Origin of the sequence: Vreelandella hamiltonii, assembly GCF_014651795.1 — a bacterium.
GTDB classification, from domain to species: domain Bacteria; phylum Pseudomonadota; class Gammaproteobacteria; order Pseudomonadales; family Halomonadaceae; genus Vreelandella; species Vreelandella hamiltonii.
Map to the genome: position 1 here is coordinate 63,656 of NZ_BMXO01000001.1, position 21,063 is coordinate 84,718.

The window sequence follows — 21,063 nt, forward strand, 5'->3', positions numbered from 1 at the left end:
ATGCAAAACGCCAGCCCTTGGGCTGGCGTTTTGCCATATGAACGAATCGACTGATGGAACCACTTACCCCGTCAGCACAAGGCCGCACGCCGAGCTGGCCGATCTCCCATCTTCAACAGGCGCTTCGTCAAGCCAGCCAGCTGCACTTCGCTGCCTTTTGCCCCCGCCTCGATAATGGCCATGGCCCATGCAGGCAGCTGCGGCGCAAGATGATAGTATACCCACTGCCCTTCACGCTGGTCGATCAGCAGACCACACTGGCGCAACTGCGCCAAGTGACGCGACACCTTGGGCTGCGACTCCTCGAGCGCATACGTCATTTCACATACGCACAGCGACCGCTCCTGGGCGATCAGCAGTACCAGCATCAAGCGCGTCTCGTCGCTCAAACATTTAAAGACCTGCAGCGCCTGCAAGCCAGTTGCATCCTTCACGCGCTTCTCCAACGTTCGTTACCGTTCTGATGCTCATGCTACCGAAAAAGCTGGCGACAGGGCATCATTAAACGCCTCGAGCAAACGCAACGGACACAACAAAGCCTTGCCATGCACCAGAGTTTGATATGCATTAGAGCTTGATAAGCACTAGAGATAGAGAAAAAGGAAATATGGCGAACTACGAAAGGGAGGAGAATTGAGCGGCTAGATCGATAATACGTGAAGCAGTGAAATGGCTCCTCGAGCAGGACTCGAACCTGCGACCCAATGATTAACAGTCATTTGCTCTACCAACTGAGCTATCGAGGAACATCTGTGCGTCAGCAACGAAACATGCTTCGGCAATAAAAGCAGAATAGCGAATTGGCTCCTCGAGCAGGACTCGAACCTGCGACCCAATGATTAACAGTCATTTGCTCTACCAACTGAGCTATCGAGGAACATCTGCATCGCTATTGCGCTTGAGCGAGAACCCTTGCCAACCTGTTAACTTTTCAGTCATTTGCCGAGAGTTCGGGTTGGTGTTTGGCTCCTCGAGCAGGACTCGAACCTGCGACCCAATGATTAACAGTCATTTGCTCTACCAACTGAGCTATCGAGGAACTGCTCAAACACGGTGCGTAGTATACTGATAGAAACGCGCGGGTCAAGTCTCGATTACAAGTGGAGTGCTAGCCGCTGGTTCGGTGTGTCCGTATAATGCAGCCATTCAGCGGCAGGCGACTGCCCAACGATTTTTTCATTCATCCCTCGTCTCTTCAGAAAGACGACCCATAGACGACAGGTACCGATGGCGAAGAAGCTCTTCATCAAAACGCACGGCTGCCAAATGAACGAGTACGACTCCTCTCGGATGGCAGACCTACTCGGCGAATCCCATCAGCTGGAACTCACCGACAACGAGAAGGAAGCGGACGTCATTCTGCTGAACACCTGCTCGATTCGTGAAAAGGCACAGGACAAGGTCTACCATCAACTGGGCCGTTGGAAGAAGCTCAAGGACGCCAACCCGGAACTGGTCATTGGCGTAGGTGGCTGCGTGGCCAGCCAGGAAGGCGAAGCGCTGCGCAAACGCGCACCTTACGTGGACATGATCTTCGGGCCGCAAACCCTGCATCGCGTTCCCCAGATGCTCGACGCCCGCAAGAACAACCAGATTGCGGCAGTGGATGTCACCTTCCCTGAGATCGAGAAGTTCGACCACCTGCCCCAGCCCAAGTCGGATGGCGCCACAGCGTTCGTGTCGGTGATGGAAGGCTGCTCCAAGTACTGCACCTTCTGCGTGGTGCCCTACACCCGCGGTGAAGAGGTCTCGCGCCCCTTCGAAGCCGTGATGGATGAGGTGATCCACCTGGCCGACCAGGGCGTACGGGAAATCAACCTGCTGGGCCAAAACGTCAACGCCTACCGCGGCGACAATGAGGATGGCGACGAGATCGACCTGGCCGAACTGATCGCCTGCATTGCCGCCGTGGACGGTATCGACCGTATCCGCTTCACCACCTCGCACCCGGTGGAGTTCACCGATAGCCTGGTCGATGCCTTTGCCGATATCCCGGAGCTGGTGAGCCACCTGCACCTGCCGGTACAGTCTGGTTCCGACCGTATCCTGAGCGCCATGAAGCGCGGCCATACGGCGGAAGAGTACATCGAGAAAATGGAGCGCATCCGCGCCAACCGCCCGGACATCAGCTTTTCCTCCGACTTCATCATCGGCTTCCCCGGCGAGACCGAAGAGGATTTTGAAGCCACCATGGACTTGATCCATCGCATCGGCTTCGACCACTCTTTCAGCTTTGTCTACTCGGCGCGTCCGGGCACCCCCGCCTCGGGCCTGCCCGACGACACCCCGGAAAGCGTCAAGAAGCAGCGCCTGGCCATTCTGCAGGAGCGCATCCTGCAGCAGGCGGCGCAAATCAGCCGCCGCATGGTGGGCTCTACCCAGCGCATTCTGGTAACCGGGTTCTCGCCCAAGGACCCCGGCCAGCTCTCCGGGCGCACCGAGAACAACCGAGTCGTCAATTTCCGTGCCGCCAACCCCACCGAGCTGATCGGCTACTTCGTCGATGTCGAGATCACCGAAGCGCTGCCCAACTCGCTGCGTGGTGAACTGGCCTCCGCCGAGCGTTATTGAGCCTTCTCTTATCCTGGGTAATTGCCCCGACCCCGTCGGGGCATTAAGCTGAAACGTACACACACCAACGAAAGGGTTTCCTACTCTTGAGCCAGCCATCACCTCAGGCCAATCGCATCATTACCCTAAGCCTTGAACCCAATGACCCGCAGCGCCTTGCTAGCCTCTGCGGCCAGCAGGACGAGCACCTAAAGCTGATCGAGAGCCGCCTGGACGTGACGTTGCGCAACCGTGGCAACGTTTTTCAGCTGGCCGGTGCAGCCAACCGCATCAAGGCGGCTGCCAATGTCCTCGAGCACCTGTACCGCGAAACGGCGGCCGCCGAGCTATCGGCAGATACCGTCCACCTGTTCTTGCAGGAGTCCGGGCTAGAGGCTCTGGAGGAAGAGGAGGACGGTGAAGGCGGCAGCGACGAGGTGATCATGCGCACCCCCCGTGCCATGATCAAACCCCGCGGCCTGAACCAGCAGCGCTACGTGCAGAGCATCCGCGAACACGACATCAACTTCGGCATTGGGCCTGCGGGTACTGGCAAGACCTACCTGGCAGTGGCCGCTGCAGTCGAGGCGCTCAACCAGCAGGAAGTGCGCCGCATCCTGCTGGTACGCCCGGCCGTCGAAGCAGGCGAGAAGCTGGGCTTCTTGCCCGGCGACCTGGCCCAGAAGATCGACCCTTACCTGCGCCCGCTGTACGACGCACTCTATGAGATGATCGGCTTCGAGCAGGTGGCCAAGCTGATCGAGCGTCAGGTGATCGAAATCGCGCCGCTGGCGTACATGCGTGGCCGTACGCTGAACAACTCCTACATCATTCTCGATGAGAGCCAGAACACCACGCCGGAGCAGATGAAAATGTTCCTGACGCGGATCGGCTTTGGCTCGACGGCGGTGATTACCGGCGACATCACCCAGGTGGACCTGCCGCGCGGCCAGCGCTCGGGGCTTTCCCAGGTGCTGGACGTGCTCAAGGAGACCCCCGGCATCGGCGTGACCCACTTTGCCGCCAAGGACGTGGTGCGTCACCCGCTGGTGCAGCGCATCATCGAAGCCTATGACGAGTTCGAGTCGCAGCAGGAAGTGGCCGAACGCGCCCGCCGCGAGGCGCGTCAGCAAGAGCGCGAAGCGCGCATGCTGGCCCTCGAACGTCAGGGTCATCGCACTGGAGACGGCGACTCATGAACGAGCCGATGATCGATCGGCAAGCGGCCATCGACGAACCGCTGCTGCCCTCTCTCGACCAGCTCACTCAATGGGTGAGCTGCGTGTTTGCTCGCCATCCAGACGACGACCGCCAGGAGCTGACCATCCGGTTCGTGGATGAAGCCGAGAGCCAGGCGCTGAACCGCGACTACCGAGGCAAGGACAAGCCTACCAACGTGCTGTCGTTCCCTTTCGAGAACCCGCCTGGCATCACGCTGCCTCTGCTGGGCGATCTGGTCATCTGCCATGCGGTGGTGGCCCGAGAAGCCCAGGAGCAGCACAAACTGCTGGAGCACCATTACGCACACATGGTGGTTCACGGCACCCTGCACCTGATGGGCTATGACCATATCGAAGAGCAGGAAGCCGAAGAGATGGAGCAGCTCGAGCGGGAGCTGCTGGCGACCCTGAAGATCGATGACCCTTATCAGGCGTGAGCGGTTTTGTTGCAGAAAGCTGCCGCTAGCGGTGGTGTCTGCCGCCACTCAGTGATACAACGATGAGCGGTCATCATCCCCTTTATCGAACTACCTTGCCCGTAACTGAGAGAACTGACGCAATGAGCGAAGACCGATCGAGCAATCCCAATCAAAAATCATGGCTCGAGAAACTCTTTGGCGCCCTTTCCGGAGACAGCGACGAACCCAGCTCACGAGATGAGCTAATGACGTTTCTACGCCACACGGCCGGCAAGCTGAAACTGGATCAGGACGCTATCATGATCATTGAAGGCGCCCTCGACATCAGTGCCCAGCAGGTTCGCGAAATCCTCATCCCGCGCTCTCAGGTCACCGCCATCGCCCTGGACCAGACCAGTGACGACTACCTGCCGCTGATCCAGGAGACCGGCCACTCCCGCTACCCGGTGGTGGGTGAAAATCTCGACGACGTCAAAGGCATTCTGCTGGTCAAGGACCTGCTGCCGCTGCTCTCCCAGACCCAGGCACAGCGCGACGCCTTCAAGCTGGAAGACGTGCTGCGTCCGGCCATGTTCATTCCCGAATCCAAGCGCCTCAACAGCCTGCTCAAGGAGTTCCGCGACACCCATAACCACATGGCCATCGTCGTGGACGAGTATGGCGGCACCGCGGGCATCATCACCATCGAAGATATCCTCGAACAGATCGTCGGGGATATCGAGGACGAGCACGATACCGACGAAGAGGACGATATCCGCACGCTGGAAAACGGCCACTTCGCCATCCGTGCCTTGACGCCCATCGAAGACTTCAATGAACGCTTTGGCACGGCCTTTTCCGATGATGAGTTCGACACCGTGGGGGGGCTGGTCATGCAGCAATTCGGCCACCTGCCCGGCCGTGGCGAGCACACTACGCTAGGCGGTTGGCGCTTTATCATTCTGAATGCCGATAACCGGCGCATCCGCCTGCTCGAGGCCTATCGTGAACGCGATGCCGACGACGAGACCGACACCGACTAGCCACCACTGGCGCTGCGTTACCGTTGCACCCTGCTGACAGGATATTGCTATGAGGTTGACTCCCACGTTACCACTTCAACTGCTGGCCGCCCTGGTGGCCGGTGGTTTTACCACGCTCACCGCCTCCCCTTTCGAACTCTGGTGGCTGGGGCCTGTCGCCATTGGCCTGCTCTTTCTGGGCCTGCATCAGCTGAGCCCGGCTCAGGCCGCGCTGAAGGGCTGGCTGTACGGGGTCGCGCTGTTTGCCAGCGGCACCTCCTGGGTATACGTCTCGATCCATGATTACGGCTATACCGGCATGCCCTTGGCGGTCTTTCTCACCGCGCTGTTCGTGACCGTACTGGCGCTGTTTTTCGCGGGTACGTTCTGGCTCTATCGACGCTTCGTCGGCCCCCGTTGGGCAGTAGTGACCTTCGCCGGTGCCTGGGTACTGGGTGAGGTACTGCGCACCTATCTGTTTACCGGGTTTCCCTGGCTACTGGTGGGGTCGAGCTACGTCGACTCGCCCTTGGCCAGCTGGGCTCCGGTCGGCGGTGTCTATTGGCTCTCATTGCTGGTCGTTTTGAGCGGCACCCTGGGTGTGGCCTTCCTGTGCCGTCAGTGGTGGGCAGCGCTGCCGCTGGCGGCCATCTGGCTCACGCCTCTGGCACTGCCCCAGCACTGGACCACGCCGGTGGACGAACCCACTCGCGTGGCCCTGCTTCAGGGCAACCTTCCGCAGCTACTGAAATGGACACCGGAAGGCCAGCGCAGCGCTGCCAACATCTACAGCGACCTGACCCGTCAGGTCGCAGACGATGCTGACCTGATCCTGTGGCCAGAGACCGCGCTGCCTATGATCGACAGTCAGGCGCGCCCGGTACTGGAGCGCGTGCAGAGCAACCTGCCACCTGAAACGGCGCTGCTCACCGGTATCGTGCAACTGGACGAGGCCAATCGCTACTTCAACAGTGTGATTGGTATCGGCAACGTGGAAGGCAGCTACCAGAAAGAGCATCTGGTACCGTTCGGTGAGTACTTGCCGCTGGAAAGCGTGCTGCGCGGGGCGATCAACTTCTTCGACCTGCCCATGTCCAGCTTTAGCAAGGGAGCATCTCATCAGGTGCCCATGCAGGCCGCCGGGGTCACCATCGGTAACGCGATCTGTTACGAAATCATCTATCCGCAACTGGTGGCACGCCGCGCCATGGATAGCGATGTCATCGTCACGATCTCCAACGACACCTGGTTCGGCGCCTCCATCGGCCCACACCAACACCTGCAAATGGCGCGCCTGCGTGCGTTGGAAAATGGCCGCTACGTGGTGCGTGCCACCAGCAACGGCATTACCGCCATCATCGACCCCCGCGGCAGGCTCGTCGACCGTGCACCGCAGTTCGAAACCACCTACCTGACCGGCGAGTTCCACGCCATGCAGGGGCTCACGCCCTTCACCCGCATGGGTAGCTGGCCCACCTGGCTGCTGGCAGGCCTGCTGTTGCTGCCTGGGGTTGTACGTCGCCGCGCAGGATAACGCACCTTGCTAGCCCTGCCTGCTGCCGGGCCCCCGCATTGACGCCGTTGACCGGCGAGCGGGGGCCTTGCTTTTAGCGGGCCGAGGGGGTTTCCCCCAGCACTTCTGGAATGGTCATTTTCACATAGCGGCCTGGGGCGGGCTCGATCACCTTTAACTGCCCCTCTCCGGGCTGACGGGCTGGCACCATTTTCTTCGGGTCGGCATCCGCGTAGCCGTTTTCCGTCACCCAGGCCTGCCAGTGCGGCCACCAGGAGCCTTCGTTGAAGGTCGCCCCTTGCTGCCATGCATCGTGGGAGTCCGGCAGCTCGTCGTTCGTCCAGTAGCCGTACTTGTTCTTGTGCGGCGGGTTGACGATCCCGGCGATATGCCCGGAGCCCCCTAACACGAAGGTCACTGGCCCCTTGGGCAGCAGCGCACCGTAGTAAGTACTGTTCCACTTGGCAATGTGGTCTTCCTTGGTCGAGACGAAATAGCTGGGCGCCGAGATCTTGCGCAGGTCGATCTTGACGTCATCCAGCTCGATGCCACCGGGCTCTACCAGGCGATTTTCCAGATACATGTGGCGCAGGTACCAGGCGTGGGTACCTGCGGTCAGGTTGGTGCCATCGGTGTTCCAGTAGAGCAGATCGAACGCCGCAGGCTCGTCACCTTTCAGGTAGTTGTTGATGTAGAACGACCAGAACAGGTCGTTTTCCCGCAGCAGGTTGAAGGTGTACGCCATGGAGCGACCGTCCAGGTAGCCCTTGAGCTGCATGCTCTGCTCCAGCCCTTGAATGACGCGCTCGCTGAGAAAGACGCCAATGTCGCCCGGGTCGCGGAAGTCCTGCAGCGTCGCCATGTAGGTCACCGACTTGACCTTGCGGCCACGACGCGTGCTGGTCAGGTAGGCCACCGTGGACGCCGTGAGCGTTCCTCCCACGCAGTAGCTGACCAGGTTGACCGACTTTTCGCCGCAGGCCTGCTCGATGGCCTCCATGGCACTGATCGGCCCCAGCTGCATGTAGTCGGCCCAGGTGATGTCGCGTTGAGCAGGGCCAGGGTTGCGCCAGGAGATCAGAAACACCGTGTGCCCCTGCTCTACCAGCCACTTGACCAGCGAGTTGTCATCGCGCAGGTCGAGAATGTAATACTTGTTGATCCATGGCGGCACGATCAACAGCGGCGTCTTGAAGGTTTTCTCGGTGGTCGGGGCGTACTGAATCAGCTGAATCAGCTCGTTTTCGTATACCACAGAGCCCGGCGTCACGGCGATGTTGTCGCCGACCCCGAAGGCGCTACGGTCGGTCATGCGTACGTTGATCCCTTCGGCCGAGTTGGCCAGGTCTTCGCGCAGGCGGGTCAGGCCGTCCACCAGGTTCTGCCCCTTGGTCTCCAGCGTACGCCGCATGACTTCCGGGTTGGTGGATACGAAGTTGGTGGGCGACATGGCGCTGACCAGCTGACGCGCATAGAACGCCAGGTTGCGCTTGTGGGTGGGGTCCAGCCCGTTCAGGCCGTCGATCAGCTCCTCGACCATCTGCGAAAACAGCAGGTACTGCTGCATGATCGCCATGTAGTAGGGGTCCTGGCGCCAGGCCTCGTCGCTGAAGCGGCGGTCATGCTTGGGGGGCGTGATCAGCGGCGTGACCTGCTCGCCCGCCATGGCGCGAAGGCCCTGCTGCCACAGCAGCCACTGGTCCTGGATCAGCCGCGATTGGGTTTGCCACAGCAGGTTGGGGTTGCTCATCAGCGACTGGGCTGCCGCCTCGAAGCTTTCACGCATGTCACGGTAGACCGAGTCTGCGGCTTCACTGGGCACGATGCGCTGTAGCAGGTCTTCGAGCAGCCCCTTGTACTGCTCGGCGACGTCGTCCAATTGAGCTTTCCAGGCCTCCATTTCCGACTGGGTTAGCGGTTGAGACGGTATTTTCCACCCTGACTGCATACGAGTTCCCCCTCGCGTGCCGAGCATTGTTCGCTCTGACAGCTCATCCAAAAGAACGCGGCGCCTCATCGGCGCCGCGAACAGTATGTGATATCAGCTCTTGCGTGACGACTGGCTGGTGGCCTTGGCCGAGGACTCGCCCTTCGCGGTTGCCGTGGCCTGTTCGCTCATTTTTTGCCCGGCTTCGCTGAACAGCTTCTCCATTTCTGTCTTGAACTGCAGGGTCATCTCGCCCATGGCGCGGGCATCTTCCTGCATCTGCTGGGAAAGCTCGTTCATCATTTCCGCTTGCCGGGTGCCGAAATCACGCAGGCTTTCGGCATCGTTGATTTCGGTGGCGCTGCGAATACGCTCGGTCCCCATCTGGCTGTAGCGCTTCATGGCTTCCAGCTGGTACTGGGTCATCTTTTCCATGTTGTTGAGCATCAGCGAGTTCATCTTGCGCATCGGCTCGAACATCTGGCGGGTCTGGGCGCTGAACGCCTCCATCATCTTGTCTTGCATTGTGGTAGCTCCTGTCTCTCATTCCCTGGCATGAGCCTGGAGTGGCTCATTCACATCGCAATTATTGTGCATCGCACAAAGAGTAATCGCTGGCTTGCCACTTGACAACTCTGCTTTGGCGGCAGCCCTACCCTTTAGCGCGGGTTCGTGACGAGGCGGCTTTCGCCTTGGTGCCTCGACTGCTGGCCGTGCTGGGTGCCTCTTGCTCCTCGCGGGACTGGCTGCTGCTGGTGGCACTGGAACCCGCCTGCCGCAGCATGTCCAGCATCATCTGCTGGTAGGTACCGAAGTTGGCCAGCCCCTGCGATAGCCCTTGTTGCATCATCGGCTGCTGCAGGAACGGGCGCATCAGGCTCATGGGGTCGTAACCCTCCACCCCAGACTCCATCTGGCGCTGGATGTTGTCCAGCAGGCTTTGCTGAAACGCCTCGACATCCGGTAGCCCCAGCGAACGCCGAAACTCGTCCGGCGTCAGGTCAAACTCAACGTTGATCTTCATAGGCGACTCCTTGACCGTCATGCTTGAGTGTAGCAGCGAACCCCGAAGCGTACCGTGGCGTTATCGCTGGCCGATGGCCGGTGTATCAACGCTGACATCGGCATTCTGCCCACGGTGGCGCAGCCAGTGGTCCAGCAGGGTCATGGCCATCATGGCTTCGGCAATCGGTGTGGCACGAATGCCCACACAGGGGTCATGACGCCCCTTGGTAATCACCTCCACCGGCTCGCCGTGCACGTCGATCGAGCGGCCCGGCGTGGTGATGCTGGAGGTCGGTTTCAGCGCCAGCCGTGCCACGATGGGCTGGCCACTGGAAATACCGCCCAGCACGCCCCCGGCATGGTTGGAGAGGAACCCGTCAGGGGTCAGCTCATCGCGGTGCTCGCTGCCCCGCTGCGCCACGCAGCCAAAACCGGCACCAATCTCGATGCCTTTTACCGCATTGATGCTCATCAGACCATGCGCCAGATCAGCATCCAGACGATCGAATACCGGCTCGCCCAGGCCTACCGGCACGCCTTCCGCCACCACGGTGATCTCTGCCCCCACCGAGTCCTGGTCACGGCGCAGCTGATCCATGTAGCTTTCCAGCTCAGGCACTTTGTCCGGATCGGGGCAGAAGAAGGCATTCTGCTCGACGCTGTCCCAGTCTTTGAAGTCGATCTTGATCGGCCCCAGCTGGCTCATGTAGCCACGAATCTGAATGCCCTGTGCCGCCAGTACTTTCTTGGCAATGGCTCCGGCCGCCACGCGCATGGCGGTTTCCCGAGCGCTGGAGCGCCCACCGCCCCGGTAGTCACGATGCCCATACTTGTGATGGTAGGTGTAGTCGGCATGGGCGGGCCGGAACTGATCCTTGATCTTCGAGTAGTCCTTGGAGCGCTGGTCGGTATTCTCGATCAGCAGGCCAATGGAGGTCCCCGTGGTCTTGCCTTCGAACACGCCAGAGAGAATGCGGACCTGATCCGGCTCCTTGCGCTGGGTAGTATGCCGGGAGCTGCCGGGGCGGCGGCGATCCAGGTCACCCTGCAGATCGGCTTCGCTAATCTCGATACCGGGCGGGCAGCCATCGACGATGGCCCCCAGCGCAGGGCCGTGGCTTTCGCCAAAGGTGGTGACGGTAAACAGTTTGCCAAAGGTGTTGCCAGACATGGGCGTTATTTCCTCACGCAAAAGACGCCGCATGGGCGTCGAGTTCAGCGGCGCTCAGGGCAAACACGCCCTGGCCGCCACGCTCGAAGTCAAGCCACATAAAGGGCACGTCGGGGAAAGCGGCCTCTACATGACGGTCGGAGTTGCCCACCTCGACGATCAGCCAGCCGTCGTCGCTCAAATGGCGGCGCGCGTCACGCAGAATACGCCGGACGATATCCAGCCCATCGCTGCCAGCGCCCAGCGCAAGGTCCGGCTCGTGGCGGAACTCGGCGGGCATGGTCGCCAGGTCGCGGGCGTCCACGTAGGGCGGGTTCGAGACGATCAGGTCAAATGTCTGCCCCTGAAGGCCGCTGAACACGTCCGACTCCCAGGCGCGCACTCGGTCACCGACACCGTGACGGGTGATGTTCTGGCGCGCCACGGCCAGGGCGTCCTGGCTGATATCCGCCAGCGCGACATCACAGGTGGGCAGCACCAGCGCCGTGGCGATGCCGATACAGCCGGAGCCGGTACACAGGTCCAGCACCCGAGCGGGGGGCTCTTCGGGGAACCAGGCGGCAAAGCCATCTTCGATCAGCTCGGCAATGGGCGAGCGCGGAATCAGCACGCGCTCGTCTACCGAGAAAGGGTAGCCTGCGAAGAAGGCCTCACCCAGCAGGTAGGGCAACGGACGACGAGTGGTGATGCGCTCGCGGGCGAGCTTGATGATGCGCGAACGCTCCATGGGGAGCAGCCGCGCATCGAGCACAGCGGGGTCGACGTTCCAGGGCAAGTGCAGCGCGCCCAGGCTCAGGGCGACCGCTTCGTCCCAGGGGGACTGCGTGCCGTGGCCATAATGCAGGCCCGCCAGGTAGAACTCGCTGGAGACCCAGCGCAGGTAATCGCGCAGCGTTATCAGCTCGTGTGCCAGCGTCGAATCGGGCAGTGAAAGCGTAGAAGTGGACAGCTCTTCAGGGGAGTGCGTGGTCACAGGGGCTCCTGGCAACATGACATCATGAGAGGATTGTACCTTTGACGCCACTCGGTTCACAGCCACGAGGTTCACAGCGACACCGGGCTCGCTATACTATGCATCTTTATCACCGTGTACTTTCACCGATGCCGAGCCGACCATGACGCGACACCTGCCCAACGACGACGATATCAGTGCCTTTCGCCAGGCACTGCAGGAAGCAGGCGTACGCCGTATTGCCACCAACCAGGCGGACCCCGGCAAACCCAAACGGCAACCCGACAATCGCGAGGCCCGCCGCCGCGCCGCCGTGGAAGGCAGCACGCTGCAGGGCAGCGGCCGCACCTCCGACGGCCGTGTCGAAGCCGTGCGCCCCTCCGAGTACCTGGAGTTCAGCGTGCCGGACCTGCCCTGGCGCACCTTCAGCCAGCTCAAACGGGGGCAAACCGCCTGGCAAGCAGGGCTCGACCTGCATGGCTACACGCTGGAAGAGGCCCGCCTGGAGCTGGAGAGCTTTCTGGGCGATGCCGCAGCCCAGGGGCTGCGCTGCGTGCTGGTGGTACACGGCAAGGCGTGGGGCAGCAGCGCGGATTTCCCTGTCTTGAAGAGTCACACCAACGCCTGGTTGCGAGAGTGGCCTGGCGTGCTGGCGTTTTGCTCCGCCACCGACGTGGATGGCGGCACAGGGGCGGTCTATATTCTGCTGCGCAAACGCGGCCAGTAGCTCACTCGGTAGCGTCCGAGGCAATACTGGGCATGCGCCGCTCCAGCGCCTGATCCGCCAGATGGCGCCCCAGGCGAATCAACTCGTTGGCGCGATGGAACTCATAGGTACTGCAAACGGTTTTGGGCACTTCGATCAGCACATCCGGCGGATACCCGGCCACCTTGTACTTGGCCAGCGCCGCCTGGGTGATATCGAACGACTCCAGAATCATGTCCAGCTTGCCCCACTCACGCTTGCCGCGCAGGTCGACGGTTTCATCGTCATCGTTCTCTTCTTCACCGCCGCCCAGGCCGCCCCACAGTCGGCGCGTGGTGGCGCGCACTTCGCTCATCCAACCGCCAATGTTGGCCTCTCGCTCGCGCTCCGAGGGGGTCTGCGGCGGGGCAGGCTCGTCACGGGGCAGCAGCTCTTCCAGGGTCACCGGCTGCGGGCTATGGGCCGTCGCGTTCACCGCCACCACAAAATCCGCTTCATGGGCGGCCAGAATGGGCATCATCGGCAGCGGGTTGAGCAGCCCGCCATCCACCAGCACCTGCTCGCCCAGGTTCACCGGAGTAATCACGCCAGGCACCGCAATGGAGGCGCGTATGGCGCGTAGCAGCGGGCCATTTTGAAACCACACTTCGCGCTGGCGTACCAGATCGGTGGCCACCGTGGTCACGGGGATCGGCAGATCCTCGATCAGTACGTCACCCACCAGCTCTTCCAGCTTGCTCATGACCTTGTTGGCCCGCATGGCCCCCATGGGGCTCCAGGTCACATCGACCAGCTTCAGCACGTCCAGATAGTCGAGATGGCACACCCAATCCCGATACTGGGGCAGCTTGCCCGATGCGTAGATACCGCCAATCAGCGCGCCCATGGAGCAGCCCGCTATCGAGATGATCTCGAAGCCCCGCGCTTCCAGCGCCTCGATCACGCCGATATGCGCGTAGCCTCTGGCCCCGCCGCTGCCCAGCACCAGAGCCACCTTGTTTCCCTCACCCAGCGCTCTCCCTGCCAACAGACTCACCACGGCACACCCTCCTTCTTATTTTTCACCGCTCTATTCTTCTCTTCACCGCTCTACTCTTCACCACTGGGACTACAGCAAATCACCTCGGCGACCTGGGCCACGGCCTGCGGCTCCAGATGAAGATGGTGCCCCCCCGCCAGCACATGGCGGGTGAGGCGGGGAACCGCCTGCCGAGCGGCCACCGCCCACTGGCGCTCACCGAGAATACCGCGCTCTCCTTCTATCAATAGCACGGGGGCTTGAATCTCTGCCAGTATGGCCAGCACCTGCTGCGGCGTCAGGCGGACCAGGGAAGGCTTCAGCAGGCGGCTGTCGGTGCGCATGGCGACCTTGCCATCCGCCGTGGCCTGGGTGTTACGCTCGACCAGCGGCCTGGCCGTGATAGCATCCAGCGGCGTCACGCCGCCTGCCACCCGGGCGGCAACGGCCTGTTCGATATCCGCATACCGGGGCGTGCGCGAAGCGACGCGGCGGTGGGCGGTGAGGCCCTTGCGCAGCTGGCTGGCCGTCTCCTCTGCGGGCGTATTCAGTGCCCCCAGGCCATCCAGCAGCACCAACCGTGCGACACGCTCGGGCAGCGCCGCTGCCAGCAGGCAGGAGACTGCCGCCCCCATCGAGTGCGCCAGCAACGTGGCCTGCTCGATCTCCAGCGCCTCCATGGCATCCAGCACATCGTGAAGGTAGTCCCACAGCGCATAGTCGCTGCCGAAGGGCGCATGGGCCGAGTGGCCGTGCCCGCGAAAATCGAGGGCAACGATACGAATGTTGAGTCGCTTTACCAGCAAGGGGGCCAGCCGCGAGAAGCTCGCCGCGTTATCCAGCCAGCCGTGCAGGGCGACCCACACCGGGGCATCGTGGCGCCCCCAGCTCAGGGCCGCCAGGCGCCCATTGGCCAACGACAGCGGCGTACTGCCGCTAAACTCGGAACCTTTCATCAGCCCTCTCTCTTCACAAAAAACCCTGCGCCGGATGACGCTTCGAGCACCAAACGTTACCATGCCTGGCATAGCCTATGCGCTGATTTCGAGCGGCCCATGGTGGGCCACCCTTTCCTGTCTGCTGGAGACAACCCGATGAAACCTCGTCGCGACACCCGCGCCCGCAATCTCGTGTTCTGGATCACGGTCATCAGTGCGCTGGTGGTTGGCCTCTGGCTGGCCCGTTAGCCTCCTCGTACCCTTACCTTCGCCCCGGCACCTTGCATTTTTTTCCGCAGGAATGAATACTGGCCACAAATACTGTATATAAACACACTATTCATTCGTGAGGAGCCCGACGATGCCGTCTCAACCCACTGCCGTTGCGACCGCCTTGCCGTCAACGCCCTTGCCTCTTCCGTTTGCCTCGCTGAGTGGTCGCGCGGGTTTTAGCGGCTTTCCTTCCCCCGCGCAGGATTACGAGCCACGCACGCTGGATCTCAACACGCGGCTGATCAAGCACCCGACACAGACGTTCTACCTGACTGCCCGCGGCGACAGCATGGAGGGGTGGGGCATCTTCGACGGCGACCTGCTGGTGGTAGACCGCAGCGTGCCGCCTCGGCTGGGCCACATTGTGGTCGCCCTGTTCGACCAGGAGCTGTTGATCAAGCGCTACGCGCTGTATCGCGGTACGCCGCATTTGTGCTCGTCTCATCCGCACTACCCTCCGCTGCCGCTGGAAGAGGCCGAGTGCCAGCTATGGGGGGTAGTGCGCGCCGTCATTCATGAGTATTTGCCATGATCGGTCTGGTGGATGCCAACAACTTTTACGTTTCCTGCGAGCGGGTATTCCAGCCCACGCTGGAAGGCAAGGCCGTGGGCGTCATGTCCAACAACGATGGCTGCGTGATTGCGCGCTCTGCCGAGCTGAAAGCCATGGGCATTGCCATGGGGACGCCAGCGTTCCAGCTGGAAGGGCTGCGGCGTCGGGGCCAGATCCATTTGTGCTCTTCCAACTACGAGCTGTACGGCGACATGTCGGCGCGGTTGGCACAGCTGCTGCGTGAAGCCTGCCCAGAGGTCGCCCCCTACTCCATTGATGAGATGTTCATTTACCTGGATGGCTTCGATGACGCCCAGTGCCAGGCCATGGGCGTGGCGCTACGCCGCCGTGTTCGCCGTTACCTGGGGTTGCCCGTCTGCGTTGGGCTGGCGGCCACGCATACGCTGGCCAAGCTGGCCAATCACGTGGCCAAGCAGCAGCCCCACTATCAAGGGGTATGTCTGCTGGCTGCCCACACTGCCACCACCCAGGCACTGCTCAAACAGCTTCCGGTGAGCGAGGTATGGGGAGTCGGCCGACGGCTTGCCGAGCAGCTCGCCGTGAGCGGTATTCGTACCGCCTGGCAGCTGCGTGATAGCGACCCCAGGCAGTTGCGCAAGCGCTTTTCGGTAGTGTTGGCGCGCACCGCCCTCGAGCTGCGCGGCACGCCTTGCCTGGAGATGAACGCCGTCGAACAGCCCCGCCAGCGCATCATGACCTCACGCTCTTTCGGGCGTGCCACGGGGCGCAAGGAGGAACTGCACGATGCATTGCGCCAGCACGCCCAGCGCAGCGCCGAGAAACTGCGCCAGCAGGGTAGTCTGGCCCGTGCGGTGCTGATGTTTCTGACCACCAGCCGCCATCGCAGGGACCTGCCCCAGCTGGCCCCCCGTGCCATGATTCCCCTCGATGCTCCCACCGACGACACGCGGCTCATTCTGCAGGCCGTCAAGGAAGGGATGGAGCAGATGTACCGCCCCGGATACGTGTTCATGAAAGCAGGCGTCATGCTGGTGGACCTGGTAGACGCCCAGCAGTACCAGCTCTCGCTGCTGGCACCGCCTGCCAAAGCGCACCCCCACGTGATGCGGGCGGTGGATGCCATCAACCAGCGGATGGGGCAAGGCACCATCCACTTTGGCATGCGCGACCCGGACGCCGCTTGGCAGCTGCGCTGCGGGCACCGTTCGCGCCGCTACACCACGCGTTGGAACGAGTTGCTGGAAGCCGGCACCCACCCGGGAGCCATCGCGGCGTTTACTTCTCACCGATAGCCGCTAGGCTAGTGATTCCGCACGCCAAAAGTTTGCCTTATGTCCTATCAACGATCTGATGACGAGTATGCGCCCAGCCCGGACGTGGCCCATCGCCAGCTCAACGACCTTCAGCGCCGCCTGAACACCGGGCAGGATTGGCCCTCCTAGGCAGCTTTCAGGGCCTTGCGCAAGCGTGGGCTCAAGGTTTCACCCGCTGCCATCATGGCCACCAGGATCGCCAGCAGCCACGGCCAGTGCTGGGCAAACGAGACCTGATAGAGGCCCAGGGCATCGACGAAGATGACCAGGATGCCCAGCGGGCTGACGTAGCGCACCATGGTCAGCCACAGCGTATAGGGCAGCGGAGCCAGCCCCAGCTCGTCGCGGAACGTCTCGTTCTTGAGCACGAACCCGGCCAGCAGCACCATGCCCAACCCGCCCAGCGGCATCATCCAACGGGACGTCAGGTAGTCCAACCAGTCAAAGAAGTGCCTGCCCGCCAGCGTCCAGTCAGCGCCCAGATTGAACGACAGCATCGCCAGCGTGCTGACCAGCCACAGCACGATCCCGGTGGACCAGGCGGCCACCGGGCGCGTGATGCCCTTGTTGTCGCACAGCCAGGAGACGGTGGCTTCGACCATCGAGATGGATGAGGTTAGTGCCGCCATGGAGAGCATCAAAAAGAACAGAATACCGAACAGGGTGCCCAAGGGCATAGCCTGGAAAGCCAGCGGCAGGCTCATGAAAATCAGCCCTGGCCCTTCGCCAGGATTCATGCCGTTGGCAAAGATCACCGGGAAGATTGCCAGCCCGGCCATCAGCGCCACCACGGTATCGGCCAGCGCCACGCTGACCGTGGTACGCCCGATGGAGGCCCCTTTGGGGAGATAGCTGCCGTAGGTGAGAATGGCCCCCGAGGCCAGCGACAGCGTAAAGAAGGCGTGCCCCAGCGCCGCCAGCATACCGGCACTGGACAGGCTGCCCGCATTGAACGAGAACAGGAAGCGGACGGCGTCACCAAAGCCACCGGAAAACACGCCAAACACGATCAGCAGCACCAGCATCAGCACCAGGCCCGGCATCATCCAGCTGACGCTCTTCTCGATCCCCTCCTGTACGCCCTTGCCCACGATCAGCATGGTCAACAGCGTCACCAGCGTGCTCCAGCCGCCCAGCACCCACGGGTTGGCGTTGTTGGCCGCAAAGATCGCCGCCATGTCATCGACGCTGCTGCCCGCCAGACCACCGGAGAGCATCTTCCACAAGTAGGAGAAGGACCACCCGGCCACCACCACATAGAACGACAGAACCATGAACCCGCAAAGCATGGCCATCCAGCCGATCAACGACCAGCCGGAGGAGCGCCCCGATTCGCTGACCACCCGGCGGATGGCATCGATGGGGCTACCGCGACCACGACGACCAAAAGCGATCTCGGTCATCATCACGGGCACCCCGACGGCCAGGATGCAGGCCAGATAGACCAGCACGAAAGCGCCGCCACCGTACTCCCCGGTGATATAGGGGAATTTCCAGATATTGCCCAAGCCTACCGCCGAGCCGGTAGCTGCCAACACAAAGCCCCAGCGGCCCAGCCACTGAATACGCGGTTGTCCAGAAGACGCCATGCCCTTCTACCCTGTCAGAAAAAAGCGCCTATCCTAGAGGATTTTGCTGCGAAAGCCCACGTATCACGGCTTGGCATAGCTTGCTTTTGCCTCGGCATCTAGCCGCTGGGCGGTTTGATCCACTCTGCGCAACCACGCCAACAGCAGCGCCCCGGCCCCTACAAAGCCACCAGCCAGCCATAGGCCCACATAATAATGACCAGAGGCTTCCGCGAGCATGCCGGTGAGCGCAGGGGCCACAATCTGCGCTGCGCCGTAGGCCAACGTCATTTGTCCCATCAAGCGGGCGGGGCTGGCGGGGTACAGCCTACCCGCCATGGTCAGCACTAAACTGACGCAACCCAGGAACGTGCCGCCGTAGAGCACTGCGCTAATCAACACGCCCGGTAACGTTGGGCTGATCGCAGGCAGCACAATGCCTACTACCTGCACCAGCATGGCCACAATCAGCGCGCCTAAGTAACCAATCCGCCGCGCGATTAAATCCCACAGCATCACGGCGGGTGCTGCGGCCAGCCCCACCAATGCAAAGGCCCAGTTCCCGGCCCCGGCCAGCAGCGGTTCGCGCTCCACAATCGCGACCAAAAACGTTGCGCTGATCACATAGCCATAGCCCGCACAAAAGTAGGCGGGCAGCATAAGACGCATAAAGGTGCGGCTAGGCGGCGTTGCAGGTGCTTGATGACTGGCAGCGCTGCCTACCACCGGTTTTACCGGGCGCGGTAACCAGCACCAGGCAGGCACCAGCAGTACCGCCCCCAACGCGCTAAAGCCCCACCACTGGGCTTGCCAGTTCATTGCCAGCGCCAGCATCAATTCTACGGCTAAAGCCGCCACCACAATGCCGATGCCGACACCTGCAAAGTGGATGCCCAGCTCGCCTCGCTGACGGTGCTGAATCAGCCAGTGCAAAATCAGCCCTGACGCCAACAGCATCGAGCCACTGCTGGAGAGCCCCGCCAAAAAGCGCAGCCCCGCCCATACCCAAAAGTGTTCGGTCAGCGCCATACCGGCGGTGGTTAATACGGCCAGCACTAAGCCAATGCGAAACAGCGTGTCTTTGAGATAAATCGTGCGAATAGAGGCCGCCAGCACCGCTCCTAGCATATAGCCTGCGTAGTTCAACGCCGCTAGCCAGCCGCCATCGGCGTCGCTAACCCAGCTCTGTTGCTGCATCACCGGCAGTAGCGGCGTATAGGCAAACCGCGCAATGCCGATACATAAAATTTGGCTAAATACCCCCGCCAACAGCACTTTAAAGCGCTGGGCCTGAACGCTTGCAGTAGGCATGGACACTCCCTCGTCGTCACTATTTTTGTTGTGGTAGTGTGGCTTCAATGGATAGCCAGCTATCTTCCATCATACGCGGAAACCAGCGCCGTACTATCGGCTAAACGTGGCATGTGGAAGCAGCGCATTAGTGCTCGGAATCTGGCAGACTAACGCTCACGTTTCACCACCGTCATAAGCGAGTAAGCACGATGAGCGATACTGCAAAACCCTGGACGCAACCGATGCCCGACGCGCAGTTCAAACTGATGCGCGATATTTTGGCGGCCCCCAGCCCTGTTGGCCTGGAAGGCGCGATGACCTACGGCGTGCTGAAGCCCTACTTCGAGAGCTTCGCTCCCAGCGACTGGCATTTGCACCAGTTTAAAGGCAATGCGGGCGTGGTGCTGGATACCCACCCAGGCCGCGATGACATGTTCAAGCTGATGATCATCGGCCATGCGGACAAGATCCGCATGCAGGTTCGCTCGATTGGGGAGGACGGCAAGATCTGGATCAATACCGACTCTTTCCTGCCGGGCGTGCTGATCGGCCATGAAGTCACCCTGTTCAGTGAAGACCCAGAGGCCCCAGGCAGCTACCGTCGCATCGACGGCGGCACGGTGGAAGCCCTGGGCGCAATTCACTTCTCCGACCCAGCCCAGCGTGATGGCAGCAAGGGCATCAAGAAAGAGCAGATTTACCTGGACCTGCAAATTCACGGAGAGAACAAGAAGCAGCAGGTCCTCAACCTGGGCGTGCGCCCCGGCGACTCGATCATCTTCAATCGTCCCATCCGTCCGGGGTTCAGCCCGAATACCTTTTACGGCGCCTACCTGGATAACGGACTGGGCTGCTTTGTCGCCGCCGAAGCCGCTCGGCTCGTTGCCGAAGCCGGTGGCACCGACAAGGTTCGCGTCATGTTTGCGATTGCCAGCTACGAAGAGATCGGCCGCTTAGGCAGCCGCGTGATGGCGGGCGAGCTGAAGCCCGATGCCATCATCGGCGTGGACGTCAACCACGATTACGTGGGCGCACCCGGCATTGGCGACAAGCGCATGCAGCCGCTGGAAATGGGCAAGGGGTTCACGCTGTCGGTGGGCTCGATTGCCAGTGAGCAGTTGAATCGCATCATTGCCACCGCCGCCAGGGAGCACGACATTCCCATGCAGCGGGATATCGTCGGGGTAGATACCGGCACCGACGGCATGGCAGGCGTACTGGCCTCCATCGACAGCGCGGCCACCTCCATGGGCTTCCCCATCCGCAACATGCACACCATTTCGGAAACCGGCAATACTCAGGACGTATTGGCAGCCGTGCACGCCCTGACGCACACCATCCAGGCCATGGATGCCATGCCCGACCTGCATCAGGCTTTCAAGGACAACCACCCGCGCCTGGACGAAGCCAGCCCGCTTGCCCACCAGGGCAGCAGCAAACCGGAAAGCGATGCTGACAGCACCGACTGACCCCGGCACTTCCCCCGGCCTGCACTGGCCGGGGGTCCTCTCTCCTCTCTCCTCTCTCCGGCCTTCTGCTGGCACTCGGTTTTCAAACCTCCCCCGTGGCTAATGTTTTTTATTCTCGACCAAAGTCTTACTCTTACAACCAACGATTAATAAACCTAAGTGGTAGGATGCAGCCCTAAATTTTTCCTTTCT

19 protein-coding genes and 3 tRNA genes are annotated in these 21,063 nt (G+C 61.6%); 9 read left to right on the top strand and 13 right to left on the bottom strand.

What is annotated here, in order from left to right; all coding sequences use genetic code 11:
* Positions 1-71: 71 nt before the first annotated feature.
* From IE061_RS00335 to IE061_RS00350, 4 genes are all read right to left on the bottom strand, one after another.
* Positions 72-368, bottom strand: a complete 297-nt coding sequence (locus IE061_RS00335; RefSeq protein WP_229800785.1) for a metalloregulator ArsR/SmtB family transcription factor — start codon at positions 366-368, stop codon at positions 72-74.
* Between the two features lie 302 nt (positions 369-670).
* Positions 671-746: transfer RNA gene (locus IE061_RS00340), tRNA-Asn, on the bottom strand.
* 55 nt (positions 747-801) lie between these two features.
* Positions 802-877 (bottom strand) — tRNA-Asn (locus IE061_RS00345).
* An 86-nt stretch (positions 878-963) separates the two neighbouring features.
* Positions 964-1,039, bottom strand: a tRNA-Asn gene (locus IE061_RS00350).
* A gap of 188 nt (positions 1,040-1,227) precedes the next feature.
* Between IE061_RS00350 and miaB the strand changes: the two genes are divergently transcribed.
* The 5 genes from miaB to lnt all read left to right on the top strand — a co-directional run bounded on the left by miaB (position 1,228) and on the right by lnt (position 6,724).
* Complete coding sequence (miaB, locus tag IE061_RS00355) at positions 1,228-2,571, top strand: tRNA (N6-isopentenyl adenosine(37)-C2)-methylthiotransferase MiaB (RefSeq protein ID WP_081195650.1); 1,344 nt, start codon at positions 1,228-1,230, stop codon at positions 2,569-2,571.
* Positions 2,572-2,657: 86 nt separating this feature from the next.
* A complete protein-coding gene (locus tag IE061_RS00360) occupies positions 2,658-3,749 on the top strand; it encodes a PhoH family protein (protein ID WP_081137552.1) in 1,092 nt (363 codons plus the stop codon).
* Positions 3,746-4,207, top strand: coding sequence for an rRNA maturation RNase YbeY (gene ybeY, locus IE061_RS00365; protein ID WP_193460674.1), 462 nt, complete (start codon positions 3,746-3,748; stop codon positions 4,205-4,207). The genes IE061_RS00360 and ybeY overlap by 4 nt, the downstream gene beginning before the upstream one ends.
* 122 nt (positions 4,208-4,329) lie before the next feature.
* Positions 4,330-5,211 carry an HlyC/CorC family transporter gene (locus tag IE061_RS00370; protein ID WP_039181098.1) on the top strand — a complete coding sequence of 294 codons (882 nt, stop codon included), beginning with the start codon at positions 4,330-4,332 and terminating at the stop codon, positions 5,209-5,211.
* A 49-nt stretch (positions 5,212-5,260) separates the two neighbouring features.
* Positions 5,261-6,724, top strand: a complete 1,464-nt coding sequence (gene lnt / locus IE061_RS00375) for an apolipoprotein N-acyltransferase (protein WP_016914443.1) — start codon at positions 5,261-5,263, stop codon at positions 6,722-6,724.
* Positions 6,725-6,797: 73 nt separating this feature from the next.
* Here the strand turns inward: lnt and phaC are convergent, their stop codons facing one another.
* The 5 genes from phaC to prmB form a co-directional block, all read right to left on the bottom strand.
* The gene (gene phaC, locus IE061_RS00380) at positions 6,798-8,651 is read right to left on the bottom strand and encodes a class I poly(R)-hydroxyalkanoic acid synthase (protein ID WP_193460675.1); all 1,854 of its coding nucleotides are present in this window, start codon (positions 8,649-8,651) and stop codon (positions 6,798-6,800) included.
* A 93-nt stretch (positions 8,652-8,744) separates the two neighbouring features.
* Complete coding sequence (locus IE061_RS00385; protein ID WP_081137536.1) at positions 8,745-9,155, bottom strand: phasin family protein; 411 nt, start codon at positions 9,153-9,155, stop codon at positions 8,745-8,747.
* A 127-nt stretch (positions 9,156-9,282) separates the two neighbouring features.
* Positions 9,283-9,654 (bottom strand): DUF6489 family protein, encoded by a 372-nt coding sequence (locus IE061_RS00390; protein ID WP_081137535.1) that lies wholly within the window; start codon positions 9,652-9,654, stop codon positions 9,283-9,285.
* 60 nt (positions 9,655-9,714) lie between these two features.
* Positions 9,715-10,806, bottom strand: coding sequence for a chorismate synthase (aroC, locus tag IE061_RS00395; protein ID WP_081137533.1), 1,092 nt, complete (start codon positions 10,804-10,806; stop codon positions 9,715-9,717).
* 13 nt (positions 10,807-10,819) lie between these two features.
* Complete coding sequence (gene prmB / locus IE061_RS00400) at positions 10,820-11,797, bottom strand: 50S ribosomal protein L3 N(5)-glutamine methyltransferase (RefSeq protein ID WP_176212910.1); 978 nt, start codon at positions 11,795-11,797, stop codon at positions 10,820-10,822.
* A gap of 124 nt (positions 11,798-11,921) precedes the next feature.
* Between prmB and IE061_RS00405 the strand changes: the two genes are divergently transcribed.
* Positions 11,922-12,485: a Smr/MutS family protein gene (locus IE061_RS00405; protein ID WP_016914449.1), complete on the top strand. Its 564-nt coding sequence runs from the start codon at positions 11,922-11,924 to the stop codon at positions 12,483-12,485.
* Position 12,486: 1 nt separating this feature from the next.
* Here IE061_RS00405 and IE061_RS00410 read toward each other — a convergent pair whose 3' ends face one another.
* Both IE061_RS00410 and IE061_RS00415 read right to left on the bottom strand, forming a co-directional pair.
* Positions 12,487-13,503 (bottom strand): patatin-like phospholipase family protein, encoded by a 1,017-nt coding sequence (locus IE061_RS00410; protein ID WP_016914450.1) that lies wholly within the window; start codon positions 13,501-13,503, stop codon positions 12,487-12,489.
* Positions 13,504-13,553: 50 nt separating this feature from the next.
* Positions 13,554-14,438: an alpha/beta fold hydrolase gene (locus IE061_RS00415; protein ID WP_016914451.1), complete on the bottom strand. Its 885-nt coding sequence runs from the start codon at positions 14,436-14,438 to the stop codon at positions 13,554-13,556.
* A 343-nt stretch (positions 14,439-14,781) separates the two neighbouring features.
* Between IE061_RS00415 and IE061_RS00420 the strand changes: the two genes are divergently transcribed.
* Both IE061_RS00420 and IE061_RS00425 read left to right on the top strand, forming a co-directional pair.
* A complete protein-coding gene (locus IE061_RS00420; protein WP_016914453.1) occupies positions 14,782-15,225 on the top strand; it encodes a LexA family protein in 444 nt (147 codons plus the stop codon).
* Positions 15,222-16,520, top strand: a complete 1,299-nt coding sequence (locus IE061_RS00425; protein ID WP_016914454.1) for a Y-family DNA polymerase — start codon at positions 15,222-15,224, stop codon at positions 16,518-16,520. The genes IE061_RS00420 and IE061_RS00425 overlap by 4 nt, the downstream gene beginning before the upstream one ends.
* 146 nt (positions 16,521-16,666) lie before the next feature.
* On the opposite strand, the gene IE061_RS00430 is transcribed toward IE061_RS00425, so the two are convergent.
* Together IE061_RS00430 and IE061_RS00435 are read right to left on the bottom strand one after the other, a co-directional pair.
* Positions 16,667-18,130, bottom strand: a complete 1,464-nt coding sequence (locus tag IE061_RS00430) for a sodium-dependent transporter (protein ID WP_016914456.1) — start codon at positions 18,128-18,130, stop codon at positions 16,667-16,669.
* A gap of 63 nt (positions 18,131-18,193) precedes the next feature.
* Positions 18,194-19,420, bottom strand: a complete 1,227-nt coding sequence (locus IE061_RS00435) for a YbfB/YjiJ family MFS transporter (protein WP_193460676.1) — start codon at positions 19,418-19,420, stop codon at positions 18,194-18,196.
* Between the two features lie 191 nt (positions 19,421-19,611).
* Here IE061_RS00435 and IE061_RS00440 point away from each other — a divergent pair, with 191 nt between their 5' ends.
* Positions 19,612-20,871 carry a M20/M25/M40 family metallo-hydrolase gene (locus IE061_RS00440; protein WP_193460677.1) on the top strand — a complete coding sequence of 420 codons (1,260 nt, stop codon included), beginning with the start codon at positions 19,612-19,614 and terminating at the stop codon, positions 20,869-20,871.
* Positions 20,872-21,063 lie beyond the last annotated feature (192 nt).